This window comes from Flavobacterium anhuiense, assembly GCF_900101855.1.
In the GTDB taxonomy this organism is placed as follows: Bacteria; Bacteroidota; Bacteroidia; order Flavobacteriales; family Flavobacteriaceae; genus Flavobacterium; species Flavobacterium anhuiense.
On sequence record NZ_FMVC01000004.1, the window covers coordinates 426,635 to 444,110 of the forward strand.

At 33.6% G+C, this 17,476-nt stretch carries 20 protein-coding genes; 18 read left to right on the top strand and 2 right to left on the bottom strand.

Annotation, left to right across the window (positions count from 1 at the left end; translation table 11 throughout):
* Window position 1 precedes the first annotated feature (1 nt).
* The 5 genes from BLP44_RS12925 (at window position 2) to BLP44_RS12945 (ending at window position 4,280) form a co-directional block, all read left to right on the top strand.
* Window positions 2–520, top strand: coding sequence for a GNAT family N-acetyltransferase (locus tag BLP44_RS12925; protein ID WP_091133480.1), 519 nt, complete (start codon window positions 2–4; stop codon window positions 518–520).
* Window positions 521–704: 184 nt separating this feature from the next.
* The gene (locus BLP44_RS12930; RefSeq protein WP_091133482.1) at window positions 705–2,282 is read left to right on the top strand and encodes a glycerol-3-phosphate dehydrogenase/oxidase; all 1,578 of its coding nucleotides are present in this window, start codon (window positions 705–707) and stop codon (window positions 2,280–2,282) included.
* A gap of 290 nt (window positions 2,283–2,572) precedes the next feature.
* Window positions 2,573–3,031 carry a MarR family winged helix-turn-helix transcriptional regulator gene (locus BLP44_RS12935; RefSeq protein ID WP_091133484.1) on the top strand — a complete coding sequence of 153 codons (459 nt, stop codon included), beginning with the start codon at window positions 2,573–2,575 and terminating at the stop codon, window positions 3,029–3,031.
* A 13-nt stretch (window positions 3,032–3,044) separates the two neighbouring features.
* A complete protein-coding gene (locus BLP44_RS12940; protein ID WP_091133486.1) occupies window positions 3,045–3,677 on the top strand; it encodes an NAD(P)H-dependent oxidoreductase in 633 nt (210 codons plus the stop codon).
* 36 nt (window positions 3,678–3,713) lie between these two features.
* Complete coding sequence (locus BLP44_RS12945) at window positions 3,714–4,280, top strand: YceI family protein (protein WP_066033853.1); 567 nt, start codon at window positions 3,714–3,716, stop codon at window positions 4,278–4,280.
* 66 nt (window positions 4,281–4,346) lie between these two features.
* Here BLP44_RS12945 and BLP44_RS12950 read toward each other — a convergent pair whose 3' ends face one another.
* Window positions 4,347–4,670: a type II toxin-antitoxin system RelE/ParE family toxin gene (locus BLP44_RS12950; RefSeq protein WP_091133488.1), complete on the bottom strand. Its 324-nt coding sequence runs from the start codon at window positions 4,668–4,670 to the stop codon at window positions 4,347–4,349.
* On the bottom strand, window positions 4,661–4,897 hold the full coding sequence (locus BLP44_RS12955) for a hypothetical protein (RefSeq protein ID WP_091133490.1): 237 nt from the start codon (window positions 4,895–4,897) through the stop codon (window positions 4,661–4,663). Before BLP44_RS12955 ends, BLP44_RS12950 begins: the two co-directional genes overlap by 10 nt.
* Before the next feature lie 228 nt (window positions 4,898–5,125).
* On the opposite strand from BLP44_RS12955, the gene BLP44_RS12960 reads away from it, so the two are divergent.
* From BLP44_RS12960 to BLP44_RS13020, 13 genes are all read left to right on the top strand, one after another.
* Window positions 5,126–6,406 carry a hypothetical protein gene (locus BLP44_RS12960; RefSeq protein ID WP_091133492.1) on the top strand — a complete coding sequence of 427 codons (1,281 nt, stop codon included), beginning with the start codon at window positions 5,126–5,128 and terminating at the stop codon, window positions 6,404–6,406.
* 298 nt (window positions 6,407–6,704) lie between these two features.
* Window positions 6,705–8,105, top strand: coding sequence for an anthranilate synthase component I family protein (locus BLP44_RS12965; protein ID WP_091133494.1), 1,401 nt, complete (start codon window positions 6,705–6,707; stop codon window positions 8,103–8,105).
* Window positions 8,106–8,187: 82 nt separating this feature from the next.
* On the top strand, window positions 8,188–8,631 hold the full coding sequence (locus tag BLP44_RS12970; RefSeq protein ID WP_091133497.1) for a hypothetical protein: 444 nt from the start codon (window positions 8,188–8,190) through the stop codon (window positions 8,629–8,631).
* 86 nt (window positions 8,632–8,717) lie between these two features.
* Complete coding sequence (locus tag BLP44_RS12975; protein WP_091133499.1) at window positions 8,718–9,284, top strand: anthranilate synthase component II; 567 nt, start codon at window positions 8,718–8,720, stop codon at window positions 9,282–9,284.
* A gap of 81 nt (window positions 9,285–9,365) precedes the next feature.
* Window positions 9,366–10,358, top strand: a complete 993-nt coding sequence (gene trpD, locus BLP44_RS12980; protein WP_066033848.1) for an anthranilate phosphoribosyltransferase — start codon at window positions 9,366–9,368, stop codon at window positions 10,356–10,358.
* Window positions 10,359–10,455: 97 nt separating this feature from the next.
* On the top strand, window positions 10,456–11,241 hold the full coding sequence (gene trpC, locus BLP44_RS12985) for an indole-3-glycerol phosphate synthase TrpC (protein WP_091133501.1): 786 nt from the start codon (window positions 10,456–10,458) through the stop codon (window positions 11,239–11,241).
* A gap of 139 nt (window positions 11,242–11,380) precedes the next feature.
* Window positions 11,381–12,013, top strand: coding sequence for a phosphoribosylanthranilate isomerase (locus BLP44_RS12990; protein WP_091133503.1), 633 nt, complete (start codon window positions 11,381–11,383; stop codon window positions 12,011–12,013).
* A 12-nt stretch (window positions 12,014–12,025) separates the two neighbouring features.
* Complete coding sequence (gene trpB / locus BLP44_RS12995; RefSeq protein WP_091133505.1) at window positions 12,026–13,207, top strand: tryptophan synthase subunit beta; 1,182 nt, start codon at window positions 12,026–12,028, stop codon at window positions 13,205–13,207.
* A 56-nt stretch (window positions 13,208–13,263) separates the two neighbouring features.
* Window positions 13,264–13,584, top strand: a complete 321-nt coding sequence (locus BLP44_RS13000; protein WP_008468243.1) for a gamma-glutamylcyclotransferase family protein — start codon at window positions 13,264–13,266, stop codon at window positions 13,582–13,584.
* A 7-nt stretch (window positions 13,585–13,591) separates the two neighbouring features.
* Complete coding sequence (locus BLP44_RS13005; RefSeq protein ID WP_091133507.1) at window positions 13,592–14,329, top strand: carbon-nitrogen hydrolase family protein; 738 nt, start codon at window positions 13,592–13,594, stop codon at window positions 14,327–14,329.
* Between the two features lie 133 nt (window positions 14,330–14,462).
* Window positions 14,463–15,224 (top strand): tryptophan synthase subunit alpha, encoded by a 762-nt coding sequence (gene trpA, locus BLP44_RS13010; RefSeq protein ID WP_008468239.1) that lies wholly within the window; start codon window positions 14,463–14,465, stop codon window positions 15,222–15,224.
* A 312-nt stretch (window positions 15,225–15,536) separates the two neighbouring features.
* Window positions 15,537–16,166 (top strand): TetR/AcrR family transcriptional regulator, encoded by a 630-nt coding sequence (locus BLP44_RS13015; RefSeq protein WP_066033843.1) that lies wholly within the window; start codon window positions 15,537–15,539, stop codon window positions 16,164–16,166.
* On the top strand, window positions 16,156–17,475 hold the full coding sequence (locus BLP44_RS13020; protein WP_091133509.1) for a TolC family protein: 1,320 nt from the start codon (window positions 16,156–16,158) through the stop codon (window positions 17,473–17,475). Before BLP44_RS13015 ends, BLP44_RS13020 begins: the two co-directional genes overlap by 11 nt.
* Window position 17,476: the final 1 nt, after the last annotated feature.

Below are 17,476 nucleotides of genomic sequence, written 5' to 3' on the forward strand. Positions count from 1 at the left end.
AATGAATACAACAGAAAAGCTATCTCTTAGAAAAGCGAATCTTTCAGAAATACCTCAAATCTGGGAAATCCTACAAGATGCCATCGAACAAAGAAGATTAGACGGAAGTACACAATGGCAGGATGGATATCCGAACGAACTTTCCATTAAAAGCGATATCGAAAATGGTTACGGTTATGTTTTTACCGAAGATGAATCGATTTTGGCTTATGCAGCTATTATTTTTGACAAAGAACCTGCTTACGAAAATATAGAAGGCAAATGGCTTACTGATGGCGATTATACTGTTGTGCATCGTGTAGCGGTTTCAAAATTGGCAAAAGGAAAAGGCATTGCAACAAAATTATTCCAAAGCATTGAAGGTTTGTCTGTCGAAAATAATATTTACAGCATAAAAGTAGACGCCAACTTCGATAATACTCCGATGCTGAAAATTTTAGACCGATTAAAATATACGTACTGCGGAGAAGTCTATTTTAGAGGCTCTGCAAGAAAAGCATTTGAAAAACGATTGATATAAATATACAATCCGTAAAATTGATAACCCGACATTTTAAAAATCTGTCGGGTTATTTTTTTTTAGATCTAGCAAATCAAACTTGAAACTTGGAACCTGAAACAAATAAAAACCATAGTTTTTTTTCTTCATCAATTTTTAATTTCATTTCGTTAAGTTTGCTTTAAACAAAAAGCCCCATACATATATGAACCGCTCCGAGCAATTAACCAAACTAGACAATACCGAAAAATGGGACGTAATAATAATTGGCGGAGGTGCAAGCGGTCTCGGGACGGCAGTTGATGCAGCAAGCCGCGGTTATAAAACCATTTTATTTGAAGCTGTAGATTTTGCAAAAGGAACTTCTAGCAGAAGCACCAAATTGGTTCATGGCGGTGTACGTTATTTAGCTCAAGGAGATGTGCATTTAGTTAGAGAAGCATTAAAAGAACGAGGCTTATTAGCGCAAAACGCAGCTCATTTAGTGAAAAACCAATCGTTTGTAATTCCGAATTACCATTTGCTGAGTGGTTATTTCTACACTATCGGATTAAAAATTTATGATCTATTATCAGGCTTTTTAAGTTTAGGAAGTTCTAAATATCTTTCAAAAAAGAAAACTATAGAAATGCTTCCAAACGTAGAGGAAAAAGGTTTGGTCAATGGCGTTATTTATCATGATGGCCAATTTGATGATTCTCGTCTGGCTATTAATCTTGCTCAAACAGCTGTAGAAAACGGAGCTTGTCTTTTAAATTATATAAAGGTTACCAATTTATTGAAAGACGAAACAAATAAAATTATTGGCGTTCAGGTTCAAGATCAGGAAAGTGGAATTAAATATGATATAAAAGGTTCTGCTGTAATAAATGCAACGGGAGTTTTTACAAATGCCATCATGAAGTTAAATGATACGGTATATAAAAAATACATTGTTCCAAGTCAGGGCATTCATTTGGTTCTTGATAAATCTTTTTTGCCAGGCGAAAATGCTTTAATGATTCCGAAAACCAAAGACGGAAGAGTTTTATTCGCTGTTCCATGGCACAACCGAATTGTAGTTGGAACAACCGATACTTTAATAAAGAAACAAAGTTTAGAACCTATCGCTTTAGAAAGCGAAATTCAATTTGTTTTGGAAACCGCACAAAGATTCTTGGCAAAAAAGCCAGAAAGAAAAGATGTATTATCTGTTTTTGCAGGACTGCGTCCGTTGGCAGCGCCGAAAGAAGAAGACAAAAGCACCAAAGAAGTTTCTAGAAGTCATAAAATTATAGTTTCTGAGACGGGTCTTATCACGATTACTGGAGGAAAATGGACAACTTACCGAAAAATTGCTGAGGACATTATTGATAAAGCCATTAAGACTGGCAAATTACAACCTAAAGAATGCCATACAGAACATCTTTCAATTCATGGAAATCAGCCAACGAATGCTCCAGACAGAGAAAATCACCTTTATATATATGGTACTGATATTTCGAAAATAATTGAATTACAGGAAAGCGAACCCGAATTAAAAGAAAAACTGCACCCTAATCATGAATTTACAATGGCAGAAGTAGTTTGGGCAATCCGTTATGAAATGGCACGAACTGTAGACGATATTTTAGCCAGAAGAGTTCGTTTATTATTTTTAGATGCCAGAGCTGCAATTGAAGTTTCGGAGAAAACCGCACGAGTACTCGCCAAAGAATTAAATCATAATGAAGCGTGGATACACTCAGAAATTTCCAATTTTAGACAAATTGCGAAGGGTTTTCTTTTGTCTGAATTCCAATAAATCACTAAAATTTCGTTGATTCTGAGAATCTTTCGGATTAAACGCATCTTACAAAAATAGGTTGAGAAATATTTTATACACAAAATTTCACTCGAAATTAAAAAACCATTAATTCACAAAATATCAAACCTTTACAATAAAAATTATTTTAATTTTATCATCTAAAAAACATTCTCTTTAGTTCCTTGAAAAACCTGCTTTTCTTGTATTAACAAAAAATTAACACAACACTTGTATATACAACTATTAAAAGTTATACATTTGTATATACAAATTATACACTTACGACTATGACAATTGAAGAGGTTATTAAGAGTACGGTTAAGATGGATAATGCGAAAAAAGTTATTCTGAATATCATGTACACGCAGAATGTGGTTCAGGATCATTTCAACGAGTTGCTGAAACCGTATGATTTATCTGGAGAACAGTACAATGTGTTACGTATATTAAGAGGACAAAAAGGGAAACCTGCTAATATGTGCGTGATACAAGAACGAATGCTTGCTAAAACAAGCAACACAACACGATTGGTAGACAAATTATTATTAAAGGATTTTGTTACGAGAAATGTTTGTCCGGATAATCGAAGAAAAATTGAAGTTTCCATTACACAAAAAGGATTGGATGTTTTAAAAGAGTTAGATCCGAAAGTTGATGAACACGAACAAATGTTTGCAAATAATTTAAAACCTGAAGAATTAGTTTTCCTAAATCAATTATTAGAAAAATATAGAACCAACAAATAAAATAATAAAAACTATGAGCAATTTCTTAGAAAATCAAAATTGGAGATACGCAACTAAACAATTTGATGCTTCAAAAAAGATATCTGATGCAGATTTAAATACATTAAAAGAAGCCGTTAGATTAAGTGCATCGTCATACGGATTACAACCTTACAAAGTAGTTATTGTTGAAAATCCAGAATTAAGAGAAAAATTAAAAGGTGCTGCTTGGGGGCAAACTCAAATTACAGATGCTTCTCACCTATTCATTTTTGCAAACGACTTAAACCTTGATGCAGGTTCTGTTGACAAATATATCAGCAATATCAGCGAAGTGAGAGGCGTTCCTACAGAAGCTTTAGGCGGATTCAGCGATATGATGAAAAATGTAATTGCAAATTTATCTGAAGATGCAAAACATATCTGGACCGCAAAACAAACCTATTTAGCTTTAGGAAACTTATTAAACGCGGCTGCTGAATTAAAAATTGATGCAACTCCAATGGAAGGTTTCAATGCGGCTCAATTTAATGAAATCCTAGGTTTCGATAAATTAGGTTTAAACGCTTCTGTTATTGCAACTGTAGGTTACAGACATGATGATGACAAATCTCAGCACCAGAAAAAAGTTAGAAAATCACACGAGGAATTATTTATCACTATATAATTATTATTAATCAAATTCAAATTTAATTTTAAAAACATGAAAAATTTAAAAACTATTGCAATAGCATTATTCGTAGCAGCAGCTGGAATCTCAGTAAACGCTCAAACTAAAAAAATCGACGTAAAAGCATCTACTATTAAATGGGTAGGTAAAAAAGTAACTGGAGAGCACTCTGGAACTGTAAACTTCAAAGAAGGAGCTCTTGTTTTCAAAGGAAAAAAATTAGCTGGTGGTAACTTTACAGTTGACATGACTTCATTAACTGCTACAGATTTAACTGGAGAATACCAAGGAAAATTAAACGGTCACTTAAAAGCTGACGATTTCTTCGGAACTGACAAATTCCCAACTTCAAAATTAGTTTTCAAAACTATCGGTGCAAAATCTGCTGACGTTTATACTGTAACTGCAGACTTAACTATCAAAGGAATTACTAAACCTGTAACTTTTGATATCACTGTAAAAGGAAACACTGCTACAACTGCTTTCAAAGTTGACAGAACTAAATATGACATTAAATATGGTTCAGGTAGCTTCTTCGACGGTTTAGGAGATAAAACTATCAACGACGAATTTGAATTGGCTGTAGCTTTAAAATTCTAATATTTCAAGCTTACTAATTCAGAAATACAATAAACCCCAGCAGTATAAAACTGTTGGGGTTTATTTTTAAGTACTTCTTTTAATTTTTATTGGATTTTGTCTTGTATCAAAAACATCCAAAATTTCAATTGAATTTCTCTTTAAATTAATCCAATAAATAATTTTATAATTTTTGTAGACCAAATATCGTATTTCTTCAGAGTAGCTTTCTAAAAGTTCTTCTTTTTGTCCTATTGCATTTGTTGGTTTGGGTTTTAATTTTAAAGTTTCTTTGGTAATCCCAAGTACAATCTTTTTCGCAACAGTTAAGCTTGCTTCTTTCTTATAATAATCAAAAATCTTTTTTAATTCAGTTTTAGCAAAATCTGTCCAATAAATTTTCAACTCCATTTCTCAATCTCAGAAATTAACTCATCAACATCTGTTATTCTTTCATTTTTAGAATCGTCTAAAGAGTCATCAATTCTTTTATGAAATTCAGCAATAGACATTGGTTTTAATTCTAAATCTTCTTTAATTTCTTTTTTTAACAATTTTTCAAACTGAGAAATTGCCTTCTCACTTTCAAGTTTAAGAAAGTCTCTAATAAAAATCACTTTTCGAGTATCTAAATCCATTTCTTTTATTTTTATCAAAGTTACAAATTATCTTTAAATGAAATTTAATTGCAAATAATTTTAAAATAGACTTTTACAATAAAAAAAGGCTTTAACCCTTTTCAAAAACTTAACATTCTTAATAATATAGTAACTCTTTCGTAATAAGTATCAGGACTTTGATTAACATACGGCTTCTAATTTTGGGACAATTAAAAAAGTCAAAAACTAGAAATTAAAATCATAGTTATGAAAACAAAATTACATATTGCATGCATAACCTTCATTATCAGCTTTTTCGCACAAGCACAACAACAGCCAAAAGGAATCATCGGCACTTCGAACTGGATGACCAACTGGACAAGCTTTAAACCTGCTGGCAATGACTATGGCGAAGCAACAAACATAATTGCAGGAACAATCGATAAAGACACAAGATTAACGAAACGTAACATCTACCATTTAGTTGGCGTTGTGTATGTTACAAATAATGCAACCTTAACGATCGAACCTGGAACCGTTATCCGTGGCGATGATAAAACCTGCGGAACTCTTGTCATCACTAATGACGCAAAAATTATGGCAGAAGGTCTTGAAACTGATCCAATTGTTTTTACGTCTGAAAATGAAATAAACAACAGAAAACCCGGTGACTGGGGCGGAATTATCATTTTAGGAAAAGCTCCAATAAACTCTCTAGGAGGCATTCACACTTTGCCTTTCGATTTAGATCCAACTTTAAATCATTACGGAGGACAAGATTCAGAAGACAATTCAGGGGTTATGAAATATGTGAGAATTGAATATGCCGGCAGAAAATTAAGTGCTTCTAAAGAATTAAACGGTCTTTCTCTTGCTGGTGTTGGGAGAAAAACAACCATCAGCCATGTTCAAATCAGTTATTCAAATGACGATTCTTTTGAATGTTATGGTGGTGATTTGAATCTAAGCAATTTAATTTCGTACAGAACAACCGATGATGATTTTGATTTTACGCAAGGTGCTCAAATTAATATCTCAAATAGTATTGCAATTCGCCATCCGTTTTCTTCAGATATTTCAGGTTCAAGATGTTTTGAGGTAGATTCATATGAAAAAGTTGCTTCTACAGACATGACCAAAAAGATGACTAAAATCAATGCAAGCAACATTACATTGGTTAATTTAGAAGAAAATAACCAAGGTTTGGTTAGAGAATCTGCTTACATCAAAGAAAATACATTTTTCAACTTAACGAATAGTGTGGTTTCAGGCTTTGCTCCTTTTATTTTATTGGAAGGAAATATCGGAAACGGTGAAGCTAATTTGTCTAAAATTAGTTTCAAAAACGTTGTGGCAAACAATTGTACAGGCGAAATTGAAAGTGAATCTGGAAGCAATATTCCAGGTATAAAAAGCTATTATGGCAATCCAGCTTACGGAATAGAATACACAAAAATGAAACTTAACGAGTTATTTGCAATACCAAACATCAAAGGAAATCCAGATTTTAGATTAAACGTAAATAACACGATAGCAAGTGGAAATTAACGAGTTATAAAAGTATTCCGAATCAAAATTTAACAAATTTTACAAATTCGAAAAGTTTTTTTTCAAATTTTATGTACTCTAATTAAAATTACATTTATATCTTTGTCACATCAAAATAAAAAAATGAGAACAATTTTAAACAATACTTGGTGGTGGAGCAATTTACGTCAGACGTCGTGAACGAAGCTTCCTATGGTATTGTAAGAAATATAAAAATATAAAGGGCTTGTCATCACGACAAGCCCTTTTTTTTGATCAAAACCGAAAATAAATTAACAACACATAAAAACTATATATTTTGAAACCTTTTATTCTTAATACACATTACAAACAAATTCTGGCAGATACGGTTACGCCAGTGAGCATTTATTTCAAAATCAGAGATAAATTCCCAAACAGCTTATTGCTGGAAAGTAGTGATTACCACGGAAATGACAACAGTTTCTCGTACATCTGCTGCAATCCGATTGCTACTATAAAGATTGAAAACGAAGTTATTTCTAAAACTTTCCCTGATGGAACTTCAGAGAAAATAGCTATTGATGCTTCAACTAATATTCCGCAAGTAATTCAAGAATTTTCAAGTCAGTTTAAAGCAGAAAAGAACGATTTTAAATTCATCAATAATGGTTTATTCGGATACATTTCTTATGATGCCGTTCGTTACTTCGAAAAAGTTTCAATTGCAAAAAAAGACAATGCGACTTCTATTCCAGATGTTTTTTATGCAGTTTACCAAAATATTATTGCAATCAACCATTTCAAAAATGAAGCATATATTTTCTGCCACAGCGTTGACAATAAAAATAATATTGCAGAAATCGAGCAATTACTGCAATCAAGAAATATTGCTTCTTATAAATTTTCTAAAGAAGGAGAAGGTTTTTCTAACCTAACCGACGAAGAATTTAAAGCAAACGTAGCTTTAGCCAAAAAACATTGTTACCGTGGTGATGTTTTCCAATTGGTTCTTTCTCGCCGATTTACACAAGGTTTTAAAGGAGACGAATTTAATGTGTACAGAGCTTTAAGAAGCATCAACCCTTCTCCATATTTATTCTTCTTTGATTATGGCGATTTCAAAATATTCGGTTCTTCGCCTGAAGCTCAAATTATTGTAAAAAACAGAAAAGCTGAAATTCATCCAATTGCAGGAACTTTCAAAAGAACAGGAAATGATGAGCGTGATGCACTTTTAGCAAAAGAACTTTCTGAAGATAAAAAAGAAAACAGTGAACATGTTATGCTAGTAGATTTGGCAAGAAATGATTTAAGCCGAAATGGACATGATGTAAATGTTGAAAAATACAGAGAAGTGCAATTTTTCTCTCACGTAATTCACTTAGTTTCTAAAGTGACAGGACATTTACACGACAAAGCAACCACAATGCAAGTGGTTGCAGATACTTTCCCAGCAGGAACTTTGAGCGGTGCTCCAAAACACAGAGCAATGCAGTTAATAGAAGAATGCGAGAAAACAAACCGTAACTTCTACGGAGGTGCAATCGGTGTTATGGACTTTGACGGGAATTTTAACCACGCGATTATGATTCGAACTTTCCTTTCTAAAAACCATCAATTGCACTGTCAAGCAGGAGCCGGAATTGTAGCTAGTTCTGATGAAGAAAGCGAAATGCAGGAAGTTTACAATAAATTGAGAGCATTGAATACGGCGCTAGAAATGGCAGAAAATATTTAGTGTTCAGTCGCAGTTTTCAGTCTCAGAACTTGAAACTATAAACAATTAACTATAAACAATAAACCATAAACAATTAAAAACTATGAAAAAAGCAGTATCTATTTTAGTTTTAATCATTGCCATGACTTCTTGCAATTCAGAAAAAAAGCAAAATCCGATTGAAGGAACCTGGCGTCTTATATCAGCCGAAACAACTGAGAAAGATTCTACTTTTTCAACTTTCAATCCAAAAACAAAAATGATTAAGATTATTAACGATACACATTTTGCTTTTTTTAACCATGATTTAAAACACGGAAAAGATTCAACAGGAGCATTGTTCTTTGGCGGAGGCGGAAAATATACTTTGAAAGACAGTATTTACGCAGAACATTTAGAGTTTTTCAACAACCGCGATTGGGAAGGCAACAAATTTGAATTTGTGGTGAAAGTTCAAAACGATACCTTAATTCAAAAAGGAATAGAAAAAGTAGAAAAATTAGGAGTAGATCACATTATTATTGAAAAATACGTTCGAGAGAAATAAATAAAATTTAGTTGCCAGTCTCAGTATCAGTTTTCAGCAAAAAACTTAGTTACTCAGAACCTTAGCAACTTAGCAACTTAAAAAAAATGAAAAAGATTTTAGTTATAGACAATTACGATAGTTTCACTTACAATTTAGTGCACTATTTAGAAGATTTAAATTGCGAAGTTACCGTTTACAGAAACGACGAATTTGATATTGATGAAATTGCATCTTTTGAGAAAATTTTACTTTCTCCAGGGCCTGGAATTCCAGACGAAGCCGGTTTATTAAAAGCAGTTATCGAAAAATACAGTCCGACGAAAAGTATTCTTGGCGTTTGCTTAGGACAGCAGGCAATTGGAGAAGTTTTTGGCGGAACACTTTCAAACCTTGATAAAGTATATCACGGCGTTGCAACAAATGTAAAAACAGTAGTTTCAGACGAAATTTTATTTGAAGGTTTAGGAAACGAATTTGAAGTAGGAAGATACCATTCATGGGTTGTAGACAGTAATTTACCTGAAGATTTAGAAGCGACTTCGGTAGACGAAAACGGACAAATCATGTCTTTGCGTCATAAAAATTATGATGTAAGAGGCGTTCAGTTTCACCCAGAAAGTGTTTTAACACCAAATGGAAAAAGGATTTTAGAGAATTGGATAAAGAGTTAGTTTACAGTATTCAGTCTCAGTTTACAGTCTCAGTAAAAAACTTAGAACCTTAGCATCTCAGCAACTTAGAATCTTAAAAAAATGAAAACTATATTAAATAAATTAATCAACCACGAAGTGCTTTCTAAAGAAGAAGCAAAAAACGTATTGATTAATATTTCAAGCGGTCAGTATAATCCAAGTCAGATTTCGGCTTTTTTGACTGTTTTTATGATGCGAAGCATTACAATCGAAGAACTTTCGGGATTTCGCGAAGCTTTACTAGATTTATGCATTCGTGTTGATTTATCAGCCTACAATACCATCGATTTATGCGGAACAGGAGGTGACGGAAAAGACACTTTCAATATTTCAACTTTAGCTTCTTTTGTATCGGCTGGAGCTGGAATAAAGATTGCAAAACATGGAAATTACGGCGTTTCTTCTATTTCTGGGTCAAGCAACGTGATGGAAAAAATGGGAATTAAATTCAGCAACGATCCTGAATTTTTAGAGAAATGTATTGATAAAGCTGGAGTTTGCGTTTTACATGCTCCCCTATTTCACCCAGCGATGAAAAATGTTGGTCCGATCAGAAAAGAATTGGCTGTAAAAACCTTCTTTAATATGTTGGGACCAATGGTAAACCCATCGTTTCCACAGAATCAATTGGTTGGCGTTTTCAACTTAGAATTAGCTAGAATGTACGCTTATCTATATCAAAATACCGATGTGAATTTTACCATCCTGCATTCGCTTGACGGATATGATGAAATTTCCTTAACAGGGCCGACAAAAACAATTTCTAACCACATGGAAGGAATGTTAAATCCAGAAGATTTTGGTGTTCATCTTTTATCTCAAACTGAAATTGAAGGTGGAAAAACTATCGAAGAATCAGCAGAAATCTTTACCAACATTATTTCAGGAAAAGGGACTGAGGCACAGAATAATGTGGTTTGTGCCAATGCTGCAATGGCAATTGCAACAGTTACAAAATGTTCTCCAAAAGAAGGTTTTGAACTAGCGAAAGAAAGTTTATTGTCTGGAAAAGGACATCAGGCATTAAAAAAATTACAAGAATTAAGTAAATAAAATTTTGTTTCATCCCGATAGCTATCGGGACAGTTTCAGGTTGTTTTGAACGTTCTACAACTTGAAACATGAAACGTGAAACGTGAAACAACACAACATGAACATTTTAGATAAAATAATAATAGACAAAAAACGAGAAGTTGTTCTCAAGAAATCGATTATTCCGGTTTGTCAATTGGAAGCTTCTGTATTTTTTGGAAAACAGACTATTTCTCTTAGTCAGAAATTGAAAGAAAGTAATTCTGGAATTATTGCTGAACACAAACGCCGTTCTCCTTCAAAATCAATCATCAACAATAATTTTACTGTTGAAGAAGTAGTAAAAGGTTACGAAAATGCTGGTGCTTGTGGCATTTCAGTTTTAACAGACGGAAAATATTTCGGTGGTTCTCTTGACGATTTACTTTTAGCAAGAGCATCAGTAAATATTCCGCTATTGCGAAAAGAATTTATTGTAGATGAGTACCAGATTTTAGAAGCGAAAGCACATGGAGCCGATTTAATTTTATTAATCGCGGCAGTTTTAACCCGCGAAGAAATTAAATCTTTATCTGAATTCGCTAAAAATTTAGGCTTAGAAGTTTTACTGGAAGTTCACAATCAAGAAGAATTGGAAAAATCAATTATGCCAAGTTTAGACATGATTGGCGTGAATAACAGAAACTTAAAAACGTTTGAAGTTAGCTTAGATTTCAGTAAAGAATTGGCATCTCAAATTCCAAATGATTTTGTAAAAGTTTCTGAAAGCGGCATTTCATCAATTGAAGCCATCCAAGAATTAAAACCATACGGTTACAAAGGTTTCCTGATTGGAGAAAACTTCATGAAAACCGATAACGCAGGACAAGCCGCAACGGATTTTATTAAAAATCTGGGCGTTTAAAAAATAGCCACGAATTCACGAATTTAGTTTACAATCATTCGTGAATTCGTGGCGGAAAAACTTTGCGAACTTTTTCGCATTCAAAACACAATATAATAGAAAAAAACTTAGCGCACTTTGCGGTAAAAAACACAACGAAATGAAACTCAAAATATGCGGCATGAAATATCCCGAAAACATTCTCGAAGTAGGATCGCTCCTACCCGATTATATGGGGTTTATTTTCTGGGAAAAATCCGCTAGATATTGTAACGGGAATGTTCCCGAATTAATAAAAACGATTAAAAAAGTGGGCGTTTTTGTCGATCAGAGCCAAGAAGAAATTTTGGAGAAAGTTGCAAAATACAATTTACAAGCCGTTCAGCTTCACGGACACGAATCCGTTGAATTTTTATCAGAATTAAAAAATCAATTGCCAAAGAAAATTGAAATCATAAAAGTATTTTCTGCAGATGAAAATTTTGATTTCGAAACCATTAAGCCTTTTGAAAATGTCTGCGATTATTTTCTGTTTGACACAAAAGGAAAATTGCCTGGCGGAAACGGAACAACTTTCGACTGGAGCATCTTAAAAAAATACAATTCGAAAAAGCCTTTCTTTTTAAGCGGAGGCATCGGAATGAACGAATTAAAAGCCATTGAAGAAATTTCAAAAACCAAATTGCCAATTTATGCGGTAGACGTAAACAGCAAATTTGAAATCGAACCAGGGCTAAAAAATAAAAATCTATTAAGTAATTTCAAACGCAAATTTGAGATTGTAAACATTTAAACTTTAAAAAAGATGAGTTTTAACGTCAACGAAAAAGGATATTACGGAGAATTTGGAGGAGCCTATATTCCTGAAATGTTATATCCGAATGTAGAAGAATTACGCCAAAAGTATTTAAGTATAATGGATGAACCTGATTTTAAAGCAGAGTTCAATCAATTACTGAAAGATTACGTTGGGCGTCCTAGCCCGTTGTATTTTGCAAAACGTTTATCTGAAAAATACAATACCAAAGTTTATCTAAAAAGAGAAGACTTAAACCATACCGGCGCACACAAAGTAAATAATACGATTGGTCAGATTTTATTAGCAAAACGTCTAGGTAAAAAAAGAATTATTGCCGAAACTGGAGCTGGACAGCACGGTGTGGCAACTGCAACGGTTTGCGCATTAATGGGAATTGAATGCATCGTTTATATGGGTGAAATTGACATTGCACGTCAGGCACCAAACGTTGCGCGCATGAAAATGTTAGGCGCAGAAGTTCGTCCAGCGCTTTCAGGTTCAAGAACTTTAAAAGATGCCACGAACGAGGCGATCCGGGATTGGATCAATAATCCTGTTGATACACATTATATTATCGGATCTGCAATTGGTCCGCATCCTTATCCAGACATGGTGACGCGTTTTCAAAGCATTATTTCAGAAGAAATCAAATGGCAATTGAAAGAAAAAGAAGGACGCGAAAATCCTGATTATGTAGTTGCTTGTATTGGCGGAGGAAGTAATGCCGCAGGAACTTACTATCACTTTTTGCACGAGCCAGAAGTTGGAATTATTGCGGTTGAAGCCGCTGGAAAAGGCGTTGACAGCGGTCATAGCGCAGCAACAAGCAAATTAGGAAAAGTTGGTGTTATCCATGGCTGTAAAACGCTTTTAATGCAAACACCAGACGGACAAATTACAGAACCTTATTCTATTTCAGCAGGTTTAGATTATCCAGGAGTTGGACCTTTGCACGCACATCTGGCACAAACAGGACGCGGCGAATTTTTCTCTGTAACCGATGATGATGCTATGAATGCAGGTTTACAGCTTACAAAATTGGAAGGAATTATTCCAGCGATTGAAAGTGCGCACGCATTTGCAGTTTTAGATCAGAAAAAATTTAAACCAAGTGATATTGTTGTAATTAGTCTTTCTGGACGTGGCGACAAAGATTTAGATAATTATATTGATTACTTTAAATTGTAATAAAAGTATTAATTTGCACATCTCTAATCGCAACTATTAACGAGAAAAATATAATTATGGAAAAGTTATTCTCATACGGAACATTAAGATCGAAACAAATTCAAATGCAGATTTTTAAAAAAGTATTAGTTGGAACTCCAGATCAGCTCTTGGGTTATAAACTAAAAAGTTTACAGATTGAAGAAGAATTTGGAATGGCAGATTATGTGGTTGCAATACCAAGTGAAAACACCGAAGAAAATATTCATGGTGTAGTTTTTAATGTTTCTAATGCGGATTTAGCAAAAGTCGATTTATTTGAATCTAATTCATATAGAAGAGTTCAGGTCAAACTGAAATCTGGAACAATTGCTTGGGTTTATACGGAAAATAAATAATTAAAAAATGATTTTAGCAGCGGCACAGACAAAACCAAAGCGCGGAAACATTGCTTCAAATTTATTAAATCATTATCAGCTTATTGAATTGGCAGCTCAAAATGGAGCTCAGCTAATTGCTTTTCCTGAAATGTCAATTACAGGATATGAAAGGGAAAATGCGATGGAATTGGCTTTTGCCGAAGATGATTACAGGATAGATCATCTGAAAGATCTGGCAACCGACAATAATATTGTCATTATTGCTGGCGCTCCGATTTTAATTAAAAATGAATTGTTCATTGGTCAATTTATTATTGCTCCCAACGATTCGGTTTCTATTTATACAAAGCAGTTTTTGCATGAAGGCGAAGATGAATTTTTCCAATCTTCATTTGACAACAATCCGATGGTTACGATTGAAGATCAAAATATTGCATTTGCGATTTGTGCTGATATTGATCATCCGAAACATCCTGAAAATGCTGCAAAAAATAATGCCGATATTTATATCGCGAGCATTTTCTTTTCGCCAAACGGAATTCCGAATGCGTACAGAGATTTGCAAAATTACGCTGAAAAACATCAAATGAATGTTTTGATGTCTAATTTCAGCGGAGAATCTTGGGGATCGCCTTCAGCTGGACAAAGCGCATTTTGGAATACTAAAGGCGAATTAGTTGCTCAAATGAATGACTCAGATTCTGGTTTATTATTAGTTGAAAAACAAAATGATAATTGGATAAGCAAGGTTTTAAAGTTTTAAAAAATATGCCACAGATTACACAGACTCTCAAAGATTTTTTTCACGCAGATTTAAACTTTTAATCTTTGGCTAAAGCAAAATATAAACATACCTAACAGGTTTTTGAAACCTGTTAGGATAAAAAATATTAAAAATGAACAGAATAACTCAAAAATTACAAGAAGATAAAAAGATCCTTTCTATTTATTTTTCTGCGGGATATCCGAACTTAAATGATACTGTGCAGATTATTCAGGATTTAGAAAAAAACGGAGTCGATTTAATCGAAATCGGGCTTCCTTTCAGTGATCCTTTGGCAGACGGACCGACAATTCAGGCGAGTTCAACACAGGCGCTTCATAACGGAATGACAACTCAAATTCTTTTTGATCAGCTGAAGAATATCCGCGAAAGCGTAAAAATTCCGTTGATTATTATGGGGTATTTTAATCCGATGCTGCAATACGGAGTTGAAGCTTTTTGCCAGAAATGTGCTGAAATTGGAATTGACGGTTTAATTATTCCAGATCTTCCTGTTGATGTTTATGCAGATGAATACAAAGCGATTTTTGAAAAATACGGATTGATCAATGTTTTCTTGATTACGCCTCAAACTTCAGACGAAAGAATTCGTTTTATTGACAGCGTTTCAAACGGATTTATTTATATGGTAAGTTCTGCAAGTGTTACAGGATCTCAATCTGGATTTGGTGATGTACAAGAAAGTTATTTTGAAAGAATCGCTAATCTGAATTTAAAAAATCCTCAAATTGTTGGTTTCGGAATTTCAAATAAAGAAACTTTCAATCAGGCAACAAAATATGCAAAAGGCGCTATTATCGGAAGTGCTTTCATTAAACATTTAAGTGAAAAAGGAAGCGGAAAAATTGAAGAATTTGTTGGAGAGATTCGATAAACAAATCTGATTAAAAATATAATATCCGTTTAGTTTGTCATTTCGACGAAGGAGAAATCTTCGTTGCAAAATCGACAAAGATTGGATTTCACTTTACGGAGCTACTTGTGGAGATTTCTCCTTCGTCGAAATGACAAGATTGTGAAAAAGCCTGAAAAATAGAGTTTTCAGGCTTTTTTATTTTAACTAATTAAAGCACGATTTAACATAAATTATCGAAAACGCTTTATGTTAATATTGTGTTAAAATAAAATTAAACAAGCGTTTAAATTAAACAAGTGTTTAATTTTGCATCCGATTAGAAACAACACCATGTCACACATCGAATTGAACGATAAAAAAATTCAGATTCTTAATGTTGCAGAAAGGCTTTTTTCTGAGAAAGGATTTGAGGGTACATCGATACGGGATATCTCCAAAGAGGCCAAAATTAACATTGCCATGGTCTCGTATTATTTTGGGTCAAAAGAAAGACTGCTGGAAGCTCTTATTTTCCACAAAACCGTTGATTTAAAATTACAGCTTGAAAACTTATTGCAAGAAGACATAGAACCTCTTGAAAAAGTCAATAAATTAATCGAAATTTACATCAACAGAATTTGCCTTAACAAAGGGATTTACAGGGTTTTACATTTTGAACTTTACAATAAAAAGAGAGAAAAAAGCCTTCAAGCTTTTACTGAACTTAAAAAAGGAAATTTAAAATCAGTTGAAAGCATTATTAAACAAGGTCAAGCCCAAGGAGTTTTTAGAAAAGATGTCAATATCCAGCTCATCACTCCAACCATTATTGGAACCTTTTTTCACTTTCACATGAATCGCTCTTTCTTCGAAGAAATATTTGATTTAAAAACAGAAGAAATGTTTAACAATTACATTAAAAACGATCTTACAAAGCACATTCAACAAACTATAAAAGCGCTACTTGTTTATGAAAATTAGTCAATTAATGCTCTTTGGAGTTTTCTTTATCGGAATATCTTCAGTAGATGCACAAGAAAAAACAAGTTTAACCTTAGGCGAAGCCGTGAAAATGGCTTGGGAAAAGAGTGACGAAGTTACGCTTGCCAATACCAAGGTAAACACTAAAAAATACGAATTACAGACGGTTAAGAATAACCAATATCCTGATTTAAAAATTTCTGGCCAATACCAGCGTCTTACAAAAGCTTCTATTGATTTGCCAAATCAGGGTCAAAGTGCTTCTTTAGCATCTCCAGACCGTGCCATGCTTGGAATGGCTAACTTAAGTTTGCCAATATTTGCTGGATTTAAAATCCAAAGTAGCATTGATGCTTATGATAGCATGTATGAAGCTGAAACTGCAAATGCTGCAAAGACAAAAGAAGATGTAGCACTAAAGGTAATCACTTACTATACAGCTTTATACAAAGCACAAAAAACTTTAGACGCTCTAAACGAAAATCAAAAAAGCGCCAAGCAGCGTGTTACTGATTTTATTGAATTAGAGAAAAACGGAATTATCCCGAGAAACGATTTATTGAAAGCGCAACTATTGGTTTCAAAAACACAATTATCTATTGATGAAGCTAATAATAATATCAATAACATTAATTTCTATCTGACAACATTGCTTAAATTAGACCCAGCTGTTAAAATACAGGTAAATGAGGATGATTTTTTCAATTTAAAAACAACAGGCGCGCCTTCAACAGATGCATTGGCTCTTGAAAACAGAAAAGATCTTGAAGCTATCCGTTTACAGCAAAAAGCTTCTGAAGCAAATGTTAAGATTGCAAAAGCCGGATATTACCCAACGCTTTCATTACTTGGAGGTTATACTGCTTTGGATCTTAAAGACATCATTACTGTAAAATATGCAATGAATTTCGGTTTAGGTTTATCTTATGATTTATCTGGAATCTTAAAAAACAATGCACACGTAAAAGAAGCCGAAAGCAAAGCTCTTGAAGTAAAAAACACTGAAGCAATCATGACAGACCGTATTAAAGTTGAAGTTCAGAAATCTATTGAAGATTATGACTTAGCAATCAACCAAAGTGTGGTGTATGACGAAGCGCTTCAGCAAGCAGCAGAAAACTACAGATTGGTTAAAGATAAATTTGACAACGGTCTTGCTGACACCAATGATTTGGTTGAAGCCGATGTTGAACAATTAAGTGCCAAAATTAACACTGCTGTAGCAAAAGCAACCATTATTCAAAAATATTACGAATTACTTTCAGTATCAGGACAATTATCACAATCATTCAATCTTTCTAAAATATAAT